Raw genomic sequence first — 12,483 nt, 5'->3', positions numbered from 1 at the left:
GAGGGTGGCTTTTTTGTATGAGGGTATTTTTTATCTTGAGTAAAATGTAACTACGAAAGATAAACTGCCCCTCGTGACAGTAAAGTGCAATCATAAATAAAACCGTGAAATATCATGTTGGTTGTTCTTTAGCATTTTTTCTACCTTGCTTGCGACGTAGGATGGATGTAGTTTAGCCTCCTTTTTACACTTTCTTGGGTATTTACAGATGATCAAAGTTGCACTGGTTGATGATCACATTATTGTCCGTTCTGGGTTTGCTCAACTATTGTCACTGGAAGCAGATATTGATGTTGTCGGCGAGTTTGGCTCTGCTTTAGAAGCACGCAAAGGATTACCGGGTTCAGACGCTAATGTGTGTATTCTTGATATCTCTATGCCTGATGAAAGTGGCCTTTCATTATTAGCCGATCTTCCTTCTGGTATATCTTGCATTATGTTAAGCGTGCATGATTCAGCGGCAATTGTAGAAAAAGCGCTAGAGTCGGGTGCGCGTGGGTATTTAACCAAGCGATGTAGCCCTGATGAGCTCGTACAAGCGGTTCGAACTGTGGCGAGCGGGGGGTGTTATTTAACGCCCGATCTTACAATGAAATTGGTGACCCCCAACCGCAGTCGACAACCCATAGAGCAACTGACCAAACGTGAACGTCAGATAGGTGAAATGCTAGCACTAGGTTTAGATGTTAAAACCGTCGCTGTTCGCCTTGGTTTAAGTCATAAAACGGTGCATGTACATCGTGCTAATGCCATGGATAAGTTGAATGTCAAAAACAATGTAGAGCTTGCGAAATGCTTCGAGAGTGAAACAGTGTAATGCGAAATTACGGCATAACATCTTTATGTGGTTGGTTACTGATATCTTGTAGCTGGTTTTGCTTATGGGTGCTTTCCTATTATTTCATCATGGAACCAGAGCTCGCGATTTTACTTTTCCCTTTTGCTCTGCGTCTTGGCACCGTATTACATACCCCCAAACGTTATTGGCTTGCGGTTTACGGTGCTGAATGGTGGTTAATGGTGTCATTGGCAATTTTACTCGATCAGCCGCAATGGTTGTCAGTGATAGCTGCCAGCTTGATAAGTGTGCCGATTATTTGGTTTGCACAAAAATATTATTATGGTTCTCAATGGCGTCGGTTGTGCGTTATGGGCGTCGTCATTTTTTCAACTGCGCTACTGAATGTATTAGTCTTTAGTTCACAAATGCTTAGTTCGCAAATACTAAGTTCTCAAATACTTAGCTTACAGATGCAGGGTGCACAAGACGCCGCATTGATCACAGCACCACTGTATTCATTATGGATGGTGTTTCTTGTGAGTGTGACTGGCGGTTTAATGTTGGTGCCAAGCTGCTATTTAATCTGGAGTTATTTGTTCCAGAAATCGTGGATCCCCTTAACGGTTAATCTTGTATCTAAACCCATTGAGCTAAGAAGCAGACACGTGGTTATCTATGTTGTGTTGTTTGCCTTAAGTATTGCAGCTCAAGTTGGGTTACCTGAAGAGTTACGTCGCTTTGCGCCATTTTGTTTAGCCATTCCTATTATTTTGCTCGCTTTTCGTTACGGATGGCAAGGGGCACTATTAGGTACATTGCTTAACAGCGTGGCCTTAATTGCCGCCCGTAGTGGCGTGAGTAATATGGAAATTACAGACTTATTACTGTCGCTGTCTGCACAAAGTTTAACGGGAATATTGCTGGGTATGGGTATTCAACGCCAACGTGAATTGAATCAAAAGCTCAGGCATGAGTTAAATCGCAATCACAATTTATCCCGTCAATTAGTAAAAGCTGAAGAATCCGTGCGTCGAGATATCGCCCGAGAGCTACATGATGAAATAGGGCAAAATATTACCGCTATTCGTACTCAAGCCAGCATTTTAAAGCGGGTTGAAAATACCCCGATGGGTGAGAGTTGCGCATCAACCATTGAAAGCCTGTCATTGAATATTTATGACACCACGAAAGGGTTATTAACGCAGCTACGGCCTAAAACGTTAGACGACCTTGGTTTAGAAGAGGCAATTCACCAGCTAGTGCGCGAGTTAGAGTGCGAAGCAAATGGGATTTCGACAACCATTATTTGGAATGAACCGACGGATGTTGATTTAGATTTAAGCGATGCGACCAGCGTAACACTCTATCGAATTTGCCAAGAAGCGTTAAATAATATGGTGAAATATGCACAAGCGACTGAAGCCAGAATCACAGTAACCTTCGAGCAAGATGTCTACTTAACCGTAAAAGATAATGGTGTGGGGTTTAAACCTGAAGAGACGTTACGTGGTTTTGGTTTACGTGGAATGAAAGAAAGGGTGCAAGCCTTAGGAGGGGAATTTACCCTTAGTAGTGATTCTGGCACCCAACAGCCCGGTACAGCATTACATGTTGTATTACCCAAGCTCTAAATCATGAACGTTCAATACGTTTCTTACGACACCATTATTTATTTTTCAAATGAAGACCTAAATATATGATCGGTTTTTTAAAGTCGGAACAGCATGTACAGCCAGTGAAAGATCCAAAGCAAATCGATGAGCTTTATAAGTACTGGCGCTTTCATATTATGTTTACCATGTATGCGGGTTATGCTTTATTTTACTTCACTCGCAAAAGCTTTAATTACGCGATGCCAGCAATGATTGCTGATTTAGGGCTCGATAAGTCAGATATTGGCTTAATGGGTACATTCTTTTATATTACTTACGGTGTTTCTAAGTTTCTATCTGGCATCGTGTCTGATCGGTCAAACCCCCGCTATTTTATGGGAATAGGATTGGTCATGACGGGTATCGTGAATATTCTTTTTGGCTTTTCTAGCTCTATCGTTATATTCACCTTATTGTGGATGGTTAATGCGTGGTTTCAAGGGTGGGGCTGGCCCTCTTGTTCTAAATTGCTGACAACTTGGTATTCCCGTTCAGAACGTGGCTTTTGGTGGTCTTTATGGAATACAGCACATAATGTAGGAGGGGCGTTGATCCCTTTACTTGTGGGTGTTGTAACGCTGCATTACGGCTGGCGATATGGGTTTATTATTCCCGGTATTTTAGCGGTTTTTGTGGGACTATTTCTTTGTTGGCGCTTGCGTGATAAACCTGTGACATTGGGGTTGCCGACTGTCGGGCATTGGCGTAACGATACGCTAGAGTTAGCGCAAGAAAATGAAGGATTAGGCTTAACTAACACAGAAATATTAAGGAAATACGTCTTAAATAATAAGTACATTTGGCTACTGGCTTTTAGCTATGTTCTTGTTTATATCGTGCGAACCGCCATCAATGATTGGGGTAATCTCTACCTGACTGAACAACATCATTACAGTCTAATCACCGCGAATGCTGCTTTGTCGTTATTCGAAGTTGGTGGTTTTGTTGGTTCTTTAGTTGCAGGCTGGGGCTCAGATAAATTATTTGATGGAAACCGTGGTCCCATGAACCTGATCTTTGCAATTGGGATCTTTTTATCGGTTGCGGCTTTGTGGTTAATGCCTCTGACTGGTTTTGTGCTTCAAGCGGGATGTTTCTTTGCGATTGGCTTTTTTGTTTTCGGACCTCAGATGTTGATCGGTATGGCTGCTGCAGAATGCTCGCATAAAGACTCTGTAGGCGCTGCTACAGGCTTTGTTGGCCTTTTTGCTTACATGGGGGCGGCTTTAGCTGGGTATCCTCTGGCGTTAGTTATGGAGCAATACCATTGGGCTGGCTTCTTTACGGTTATTTCATGTGCCGCTGCAGTGGTAGGGCTACTGTTGTTACCGTTTTTAAAAGCACAAACGTCAGATGTAAATGTAGTCGTTAGTTAGCGAGAGTCTGCAATATACCGTCGCGTCAGGCCAATAAAATCATTTATTGGCCTATCGAGTACGTCTTCTGAAATAAAAAAATCGTAACCGAGTAATTCACGGTTGTATCGCATTCTATTTGCCAGCATGGCTAACAACCCCTTCATTCTTTTACCGCTGGAAGTAATGTAATGGGTATCATCAAAAAGCATGTCTTCGATTTCATGGGGTGGGGGCGTTAATTGCTTGTACGCCAATATCAATAGCCCTCGCTGCTCTATCAGTATTTCACTGGCGATCCGAGGGCAAATTGTATTTAAAAATTCGTCGTAATCCTTAATCTTCACCCCCGCCCATGGCAAGGCTTGATGCCAACCTTCTTTTGAAATAGTTGCAGGGCCAATTTCGCTAATATTCTGCCACCTTGTTACCCATCCCCCCGTTGGGCTATGGTATTGCAAATGCATAAAAGTAAGGGTGAAAGACAGTTCGGTATCATTGGATTGTTTGATCGCGACGATAAGAAGTGTGATGCAGATGATAAGAATAATGGCTATAGCGGCACCATTGGCTTGTGGAAATAAAAACACACCAACACCAAGCAGCATTAATGCCACAAGGCTAAATATCATCAAGTATGCCCCTGATTTAGGTACTGGTGGTTTTATATATACCGTATTCAATAGTGTTCTCTTGTCTTTGAATCAGCGTTTTTAAAGTAGCCGATAGCATGTGTTTAGGAGATTAATGATGGTTATACGATTAAAATAACTACTTTAAATAGTATGGTGTAATCTTGGCATATCTGCTTAATCGAACCTCAATTACAGATGAAATATTTCGAGAAATAACCTCTAAAGCAAGTAAACTATGCAACAGGTCGATTAATAGGCTATTCATCTTCATTCTTATCGTATTAATTAACCATTTCACAATGGTTTACCCTATTTTATTATCATTTTTACAACAGAAAAACATCACAGCAGTAGGAATGATTTTGTCACTAATTGAGCGATCTTTTTGTTAAAAGTGAGAACTTCTCTTCTATTTTTGAGTAAAGTCAGGCTTTGTTGCATGTTAAATAACCGTTTGCTGGCATTCCTCTAACATACTTGGTATAACACGCGCTTACTTTTTCCCGCTGGAACAGTGGTGACTGAAAGTAGTGCAACGGAGTAGGAAATTTAATGAGAATCTCTCACAAACGTAAAGTTCAGCTTAAGTTACAAAAGCGTATTAAAGCGACTGTAGCGGTAGCAAAGCCAACAGCTGAGAAAGTTGTTGTAAAAAAAGCATCAACTGCAGAAACAGTTAAAGCTGCTGTACCAGCGTCAAAAGTTGTTGAAGAGCAAAAGCCAGTTGAAGCTACAGCACCTGCTGCGGCTCAAGTGTCTTTAACTCCAAAGCAGCAACAAGTGCTGGATATTGTTGTTAGCAATCCAGAAGGTCTAAATCCGAAAGGTATTGGTCTTCAGGCTGGCCAAGAAGATGCGAAAGCGGCTTCATGGGCCACTGGTGCGCTTAAAAAACTAGCTGAAGAAGGCTTAGTTGAGCGTATCCAATTAGCAGGTAATAAAGTGCTTTATAAAGCGGCTTAATTATAGCTAACCCCGCTTCTTAATTTTAAGAAGCGGGTGTCCCCACTCTTTTTTAACGTCTAAATTCCAATTTTTTTTCATTATTCTTACTTATAAGACTTTGGCATAATCCCTGTGCTTGTTATCCTTATTAGTCCCTTCTATCATGCGGTTTACCTCGTCATTTCTTACGAATAAGAATTCTATTCATTTCCTTGTTTTATTGATTGATACCTTTAGCTGTGTCACAAATATGACTATTTTTTGTCTCTCTGCTATAACTATTGATAACGAAGTGAAATTTATCAGGTACCTAGCCATGACACTCGGAGGCAATCTTTTATGACAATGATAAGTGCTAGAGAATTTTCTGACTGGCTTCGTAATCGTTTTGCTGAAGATGAGCAAGGGGTATGTTTAACGCGCGATGATATTAATCAATTGACGGGAAGGCAGAGCTTCTCGCTTGGATTTGTTCATGATATTCATTACGAGTTAATGAGACATGGCATGGCGTTTGTTACAGATACAACACGTGAAACTTTTTATTTAGTACCTATATCAACAAAACCTTGGCGAGCACAATTAGAGACTCAGTATGAAAGGGAACTTTTTTGTAATGTGCTACCTTTAGGTAAATCTGGCTAATGTGCGCAGCAGTCGCATCAACAAAACGATTATAATAAAGCAGTTAGGTTATTCGTAAAAATGTAAAAAAGGCGCTGATTAGCGCCTTTTTATTTGCCGATTATTTAGAGTAATAGCGAGCTCTTAAAGTACTGCTGCAATACCTTTACATAATGGCAGCATGTTGTTCTTTGTCATACCAGCAACACTAATGCGGCCAGAACCAACAATGTAAATGCCGAACTCTTCTTTTAGGCGATTTACTTGGTCTTTGTTTAGGCCAGAAAACGAAAACATACCATTTTGACGTTCAATAAAGCTGAAGTCAGCATCAACACCACAGTCTTTTAGTGTTTGAACGAAAAGTGTGCGCATTTCTTGAATGCGATCACGCATATCGGCGACTTCTTGTTCCCACTCATTACGCAATGCCTCATCATTTAGAATCAGGGTAACGATTGCTGCACCGTGTGCTGGCGGGTTCGAGTAAATAACACGAGCAATACTTTTCACTTGGCTAAATGCTGTTGCAGCTTGCTCTGCATTCGTACCTACAAGAGTGAACGCGCCAACACGTTCGTTGTATAGACCAAAGTTTTTAGAGAAAGAGCTCGCCACCAATAATTCAGAACACTGCTCGGCGAAAATACGTAAACCTTGTGCATCTTCTTCAACGCCCACGGCGAAACCTTGATATGCAAAGTCGAACATTGGCAGTAACTTTTTCTCTACACACAACGCCGCTAGCTGGTGCCACTGAGTTTCAACAGGGTCGATACCTGTTGGGTTGTGGCAGCAACCGTGTAGTAAAACGATATCGCCTTCATTTGCGTTTGCAAGATCAGCTAAAGCGGCATCAAAATCGATGTCTTTAGTTTCTGCATTGTAATAAGAGTAAGAAGCCGTTTCTAAACCTGCAGCCGCGAATACACCGTTGTGGTTAGCCCATGTTGGGTTACTGATCCATACTTTCACATCGCCTAGTTGGCGTTTAATAAACTCGGCAGCAACACGTAGTGCGCCTGTACCACCTGGAGCTTGTGCTGTTTGAGCTCGTTTGTCTGAAATAATAGTAGCGTTAGCACCAAATAATAACTGCTGAACGGCAAGACCGTACTCTGCTGTACCTGGAATGCCTAAGTATGACTTAGTCGTTTCTTTTTCCAGCAAAATAGCTTCTGCTTTTTTTACTGTAGCAAGTACTGGCGTGTTTCCTGACTCGTCTTTATAGATACCGACACCCAAGTTAATTTTCTCTGGGCGAGTATCATTTTTAAACTCATCAGTTAAGCCAAGAATAGGGTCGGCAGGCGCTGCAGTGATTTTTTCAAACATTAGTGGTCATCCATGCTAAGAAATAATTTGTTTAGTAGTCTATTTATACCCTTTGCAGTGGATTGTTGACAAGAAATTGTAACAATTTGGCGGTAAAAAAATCTGTAGCACGCCTTAGTTAGAACGTTTGCTTAACTTTTACTACATATCATCAATATTTCCCCTCGCTTTCCTTGTTGAAACTTTACCACTCAAATGGATATTTAACGTTCAATTCGCCGAATAATTACTATAAATGTAGTTATTTAACCAAAATAATTACAACTGCAACTTGTTGATGTGAGTCTGATCACGGTTGGTAGGGTAGTGTCTGTCATAGGATTGCATCCCGAAAGAAATCGTTCTAATACAATGATTTTTATCAGGTTATGTATCCAAAGTATAAAAAAGCTTTGTTTACTGTTAGATCATTACTTAAGTGAATATTAAGAGTGATTAGATTGAAAGGAATGCTCCAATTCTCCTAAGTGATTTTCGAAAAGTAAAAGACGATCATTTAATAGAATTGGAATTACTTTGGGAAAGAGAAATGGAAAAGCCACGCCTATCTTTTTGGCAAATATGGAATATGAGCTTTGGATTCATGGGGATTCAATTCGGTTTTGGTTTACAAAATGCCAATGTCAGTCGAATTTTCGAAACCCTTGGTGCGAGTATTGATCAAATCCCTATCTTATGGATTGCAGCACCACTTACAGGCTTACTTGTACAACCTATTATTGGTTACTTTAGTGATCGAACCTGGACGCCGTTAGGGCGTCGACGTCCATATTTTTTATTTGGTGCAATAGCATCATCGCTAGCGCTAGTCGTTATGCCGTATTCACCTTATCTTTGGGTCGCGGCTGGTATGTTGTGGATCTTAGATGCCTCAATTAACGTGTCGATGGAACCGTTCCGAGCGTTAGTTGCTGATAATCTACCATCCGATCAACGTACAGAAGGCTTTGCGGTTCAAACCTTCTTTATTGGTGTGGGTTCTGTTATTGCTTCTGCAATGCCATATGTGCTGAGTAACGTATTCAATGTTGCAAATACAGCACCTGTTGGTGAAGTACCACCGTCTGTTAAAATCTCGTTTCTTTGTGGCGCTGTGGTATTCCTAGGTTCTATCTTATGGACGGTTTATCGCACCAAAGAATATTCACCGAAAGAATTAGCAGTATTCAACGGTGAAGATATTTCGGATGTGAAAATGGCATCTGAACCCGAAGAAAAAGCAAGTATGAAAGAGATTCTGACTGATCTCCGTGCTATGCCTAAAACCATGATGCAACTAGCCATGGTGCAATTCTTCTCTTGGTTTGCTTTATTTGCAATGTGGATTTACACCACCTCTGCGGTAACCTCTCAAATTTTTGGTGCGACAGATAGCAGCTCTGCACTTTATAACGAAGGTGCTGACTGGGTGGGTTTATGTTTCGCGGCTTATAACGGTATTTCTGCGCTGGCTGCCTTTGCACTGCCATGGCTTGCAAGACGTACAAGCCGTAAATTTGTACATAGCCTGAGCTTAATTATTGGTGGCATCAGCTTAGCAACGGTGTCTTTAGTCGAATCACCTAACATGTTAATGCTGAATATGGTGGGTATAGGGTTAGCGTGGGCAAGTATTCTATGTATGCCTTATGCGATCCTTGCTGGTGCGTTACCTGCAAAGAAAATGGGGTTCTACATGGGGGTATTTAACTTCTTTATCGTATTACCTCAAATTCTAGCTGCAGGTATTCTGGGCTTCTTTACTCGCTGGGCATTTAACGGTGACACCATGATGGCAATCGTCTTAGGTGGGGCATCAATGGTATTTGCAGGTATGTTGGTTGTTTTCGTGAAAGATGAAGATGAGCCAAATAAAATACCGTCAGCAACCCAGCGTAGTTCAACGCTGAAGTCGCAAGCTACAACGGCTTAAATTATTTCTCTATAACATTCAAACAAGCCGACGATTCGTCGGCTTGTCTATTTCTAAGCATCTAAGCATCTAAGCATCTAAGCATCTAAGCATCTAAGCTTTCAGCACGTCTTGTCCTGAAATTGCCTTGTTAGAGAAGTGTTGGCTCAGAATTGACTGAAGTCAGGCGCGCGTTTTTCAAGGAATGCCGAAATGGCTTCTTTTGCCTCCGGTTGTGCTAATAAATCAAACAACAGCTGATTTTCTATTTCAATACAGGCTAATAATGGCTCGATTGACGATGCGTTTAATAAGGCTTTCGTATTGCGCATGGCATTAGGTGGAAGACTCGCTAATTGTTTGACGTAGGTTTGCGCTTTGTTGAATGGGCTATCAACCACTTGATTAACGAAACCGAGGCTCTCAGCTTCGCTTGCCATCATTGGCTCACCCATCATGAGCATTGCCTTTGCTTTTCTTGTGCCAATGATTTTTTCGAGCTGAATGCTAGAAGCAAATTCAGGGCATAAGCCCAGTGGGGTAAATGGGGTCTGAAAGCGAGTGTGAGGCGAGCAAAACACAAAATCGCAATATTGGAGTAGGGTAGTTCCAATACCGATAGCTGCGCCATTCACGGCTGCTACAATGGGCTTACGGCAGTTGAGTAGGGCAACCATAAAGCGTTCAACCTGTTGGCGGCTGTCGCTATTGTTTAAAGTACCCTGAGACATGTGTAAAAAATCATGCATGTCATTGCCGCTACAGAATACCTCGGTTGTGTGGGTTAATAATATTGCCCGTACGCTATCATCGTTATTAGCCTCAATGAGTATATTCGCTAAGGTTGTGTACATTTCGATATTGAGTGCGTTTTTAGCATTAGGGCGATCAATTGAAATAGTGTAAATATGTTGGTCATGTTGAACGCTAATAAAGTCAGACATAGTAAGCTTCCATTCTATAATTTATTTCCCCTTCACTATTCTGGCACAAATTCAAACATACGTTTAACTTTATATTTACAAGTTGTGCGTTTATTTTTCAGTTTTAGCTTCTTACTGCACTGTATGGCATTTGGGCTACTATTATTATTCTGGTTGAAGTACCTACATCGATAGAGCTACCTCAGTCAGATATTGACGCGATCAATAAGCTGTAATGCGTCTTTCTTATCTATTAATTTGATAATTTAATCGATGGAAGACGAGAAAGTGGTGAGGTTGTGGTGAAATCTGTTAAAATAATCGGCTACTAACTTTGCAGTGGATCGTTTTGATGCTGCTGCCATTGAACTAGGACATATTTGTGACCAATAACGATATCTTGCGCCGTATTCGCTTTACCTTTGATTTTAACGACAGCAAGATGATTGAAATCTTCGGCGCTGCTGAACTTGAGGTGACGCGCGAGCAGGTCAGCAATTGGTTGAAGAAAGATGATGATTCAGACTTTGTAAAAATTCGTGATATTGAATTAGCAACTTTCTTAAATGGTTTGATCAATGTTAAGCGTGGTAAAAAAGAAGGTCCTCAAGTTGAACCTGAAAAACGTTTATCGAATAACATGGTTTTCATGAAGCTGCGTATTGCCTTGAACCTTAAGGCTGAAGATATTGTTGATATCTTAAAGCTTTCAGGGTTTGATGTAAGTAAGCATGAGCTTAGCTCGTTCTTCCGCAAGCCGGACAACAAGCACTACCGTGAATGTAAAGATCAAATTCTACGTAACTTCTTACAAGGTATTCAGCTAGATATTCGTCCAGAATCAGCTGAATAAAGAGAAAGTAAATAAGTAAGTACAGATAAAGAAAAGGCTACCTATTATGGGTGGCCTTTTTTGTATTCGCGTGTTTTGGCGACTGTTTGAATGTTCTCTTTGTTAATACCACCAATGGCGACAAGCGGTAATTTACTGGTTTTAACGGCTTTGCTTAAGCCATCGATTCCCCACGCATAGACGGTGTCGGTTTTGGTTGGCGTCGGGAAAATGGCATGACCTTTTAGTGACATCCGTCTTCAACAAGATTAATGCGAATGTATTCTCGTAATACAGCCTCATCAAGATGGTAGAGCGTATCCAATAGGTTTACTTGTAAGCTACCTGGTCCTGCTGCATCACGAGCTGCTATCTCTCCAGCAATACCCAGTACAGCGGTTGCAGCTAAGCCTGTAGGCTCTCCAATTGCAGCGAATGCGCCAGTAAGTGCAGTGTGAGAGCAGCCCATACCTGTCACATAAGGCATCATTTCATGGCCGTTGTTAAGCGCAATGGTTGCTGTTGTGGTAACAATATAATCTGTTGCACCAGAGATCACGACGCTACAGTTATTTTGTGTCACAAGATGGTGTGCCGCGTGAACGGCTTTATCGCTGCTATCGAGTGCATCTACGCCTTTCGATTGAGCCTGTTCGCCTGCAAGAGCAATAATTTCAGATGCATTACCACGAATAGTCAATTGATCGGCTAATGCCACAATCTGCCGTGCGGTATTAGTACGTAGCGCACTTGCCCCACAACCGACAGGATCGAGTATGACTGGCTTATTATTGGCGTTGGCTTGTTCTACTGCGTAGATCATACGAGGAATCCAGACTGAGTCTAGGGTACCAATATTGATCACTAAACTGCCCGCAAAGCTCATCATCTCTGCCATTTCTTCTTGGCTATGCGCCATGATAGGAGAGGCGCCAATCGCTAGCAGAGCATTGGCGGTATTATTCATGACGACGTAATTAGTAATGTTTACCACGAGTGGCTTTTGTTGGCGCAGCGTATTTAAAGCATCACAGATAGACTGTGTGTAATCGAGGTCACACTTTTTCATGCATCCATTCCTTTTTGTTTATTGCTAGCCAGTGTTTATTACCAAGCAATGTTTATTGCTAGTCAGTTTTTATTACTAATCAACGTTATGACTAATCAAGGCTTATTACCAATTAATATCTGTTACTAACCCACGTATAACATGTCACGTCCTAAAATACGTTGACGGTTTATTGATCGGCCAGTAGCGCTAGCTGCTGGCCTTTTTCATGCACTTCATTTGGCGTTTGCATACCCAAACTCAGATGCGGTCTCATATTATTGTAGATATATATCGATTCATCGACGAGCTTAGTAAGCTCCCTGATGTTCTTACATTGATACAAGAGGAACTCTTGCTTTAATATCCCATTTACTCGCTCTGCTAATGCGTTTTGGTAACAGTCGTAACCATCTGTCATTGACGGTTTTATTCGGTGATCACTCAATGTTTGTTGATAGA

12 protein-coding genes and 1 pseudogene are annotated in these 12,483 nt (G+C 41.4%); 7 read left to right on the top strand and 6 right to left on the bottom strand.

Annotation, left to right across the window (positions count from 1 at the left end; genetic code table 11):
• The first annotated feature begins 208 nt into the window (after window positions 1–208).
• From uhpA to uhpC, 3 genes are all read left to right on the top strand, one after another.
• A complete protein-coding gene (gene uhpA / locus C9J12_RS10820) occupies window positions 209–817 on the top strand; it encodes a transcriptional regulator UhpA (RefSeq protein ID WP_107242726.1) in 609 nt (202 codons plus the stop codon).
• Window positions 817–2,412, top strand: coding sequence for a signal transduction histidine-protein kinase/phosphatase UhpB (gene uhpB / locus C9J12_RS10815; protein ID WP_107242725.1), 1,596 nt, complete (start codon window positions 817–819; stop codon window positions 2,410–2,412). Before uhpA ends, uhpB begins: the two co-directional genes overlap by 1 nt.
• Window positions 2,413–2,477: 65 nt before the next feature.
• Complete coding sequence (gene uhpC, locus C9J12_RS10810) at window positions 2,478–3,809, top strand: MFS transporter (RefSeq protein ID WP_107242724.1); 1,332 nt, start codon at window positions 2,478–2,480, stop codon at window positions 3,807–3,809.
• Here uhpC and C9J12_RS10805 read toward each other — a convergent pair.
• Complete coding sequence (locus tag C9J12_RS10805) at window positions 3,806–4,420, bottom strand: DUF2982 domain-containing protein (protein WP_107242723.1); 615 nt, start codon at window positions 4,418–4,420, stop codon at window positions 3,806–3,808. The genes uhpC and C9J12_RS10805 overlap by 4 nt on opposite strands.
• Before the next feature lie 555 nt (window positions 4,421–4,975).
• Here C9J12_RS10805 and C9J12_RS10800 point away from each other — a divergent pair.
• Window positions 4,976–5,386: a MarR family transcriptional regulator gene (locus C9J12_RS10800; RefSeq protein WP_107242722.1), complete on the top strand. Its 411-nt coding sequence runs from the start codon at window positions 4,976–4,978 to the stop codon at window positions 5,384–5,386.
• Between the two features lie 321 nt (window positions 5,387–5,707).
• A complete protein-coding gene (locus C9J12_RS10795; RefSeq protein ID WP_006233675.1) occupies window positions 5,708–6,013 on the top strand; it encodes a hypothetical protein in 306 nt (101 codons plus the stop codon).
• Window positions 6,014–6,136: 123 nt separating this feature from the next.
• Here the strand turns inward: C9J12_RS10795 and C9J12_RS10790 are convergent, their stop codons facing one another.
• Window positions 6,137–7,327 carry an amino acid aminotransferase gene (locus C9J12_RS10790; RefSeq protein ID WP_107242721.1) on the bottom strand — a complete coding sequence of 397 codons (1,191 nt, stop codon included), beginning with the start codon at window positions 7,325–7,327 and terminating at the stop codon, window positions 6,137–6,139.
• Between the two features lie 529 nt (window positions 7,328–7,856).
• Here C9J12_RS10790 and C9J12_RS10785 point away from each other — a divergent pair.
• Window positions 7,857–9,239: an MFS transporter gene (locus tag C9J12_RS10785; RefSeq protein ID WP_107242720.1), complete on the top strand. Its 1,383-nt coding sequence runs from the start codon at window positions 7,857–7,859 to the stop codon at window positions 9,237–9,239.
• Window positions 9,240–9,385: 146 nt separating this feature from the next.
• On the opposite strand, the gene C9J12_RS10780 is transcribed toward C9J12_RS10785, so the two are convergent.
• Window positions 9,386–10,162, bottom strand: coding sequence for an enoyl-CoA hydratase (locus C9J12_RS10780; RefSeq protein WP_107242719.1), 777 nt, complete (start codon window positions 10,160–10,162; stop codon window positions 9,386–9,388).
• Window positions 10,163–10,523: 361 nt separating this feature from the next.
• Here C9J12_RS10780 and C9J12_RS10775 point away from each other — a divergent pair, with 361 nt between their 5' ends.
• Entirely contained in the window at window positions 10,524–10,994 is a 471-nt protein-coding gene (locus C9J12_RS10775; RefSeq protein ID WP_011219011.1) for a YehS family protein, read from the top strand.
• 71 nt (window positions 10,995–11,065) lie between these two features.
• Here the strand turns inward: C9J12_RS10775 and C9J12_RS10770 are convergent.
• From C9J12_RS10770 to C9J12_RS10760, 3 genes and pseudogenes are all read right to left on the bottom strand, one after another.
• Window positions 11,066–11,209, bottom strand: a pseudogene (locus tag C9J12_RS10770) (thiamine phosphate synthase); the annotation flags it as partial.
• An 8-nt stretch (window positions 11,210–11,217) separates the two neighbouring features.
• Window positions 11,218–12,042, bottom strand: coding sequence for a hydroxyethylthiazole kinase (gene thiM, locus C9J12_RS10765; RefSeq protein ID WP_107242718.1), 825 nt, complete (start codon window positions 12,040–12,042; stop codon window positions 11,218–11,220).
• Window positions 12,043–12,211: 169 nt separating this feature from the next.
• A partial coding sequence (locus C9J12_RS10760) for an integrase core domain-containing protein (protein ID WP_146150082.1) occupies window positions 12,212–12,483 on the bottom strand: 272 nt, incomplete at its 5' end.

Source organism: Photobacterium frigidiphilum (assembly GCF_003025615.1).
Classification (GTDB): domain Bacteria; phylum Pseudomonadota; class Gammaproteobacteria; order Enterobacterales; family Vibrionaceae; genus Photobacterium; species Photobacterium frigidiphilum.
The sequence above is the reverse complement of the archived record's forward strand: the minus strand, read 5'-3'. Positions and strand labels throughout refer to the sequence as shown.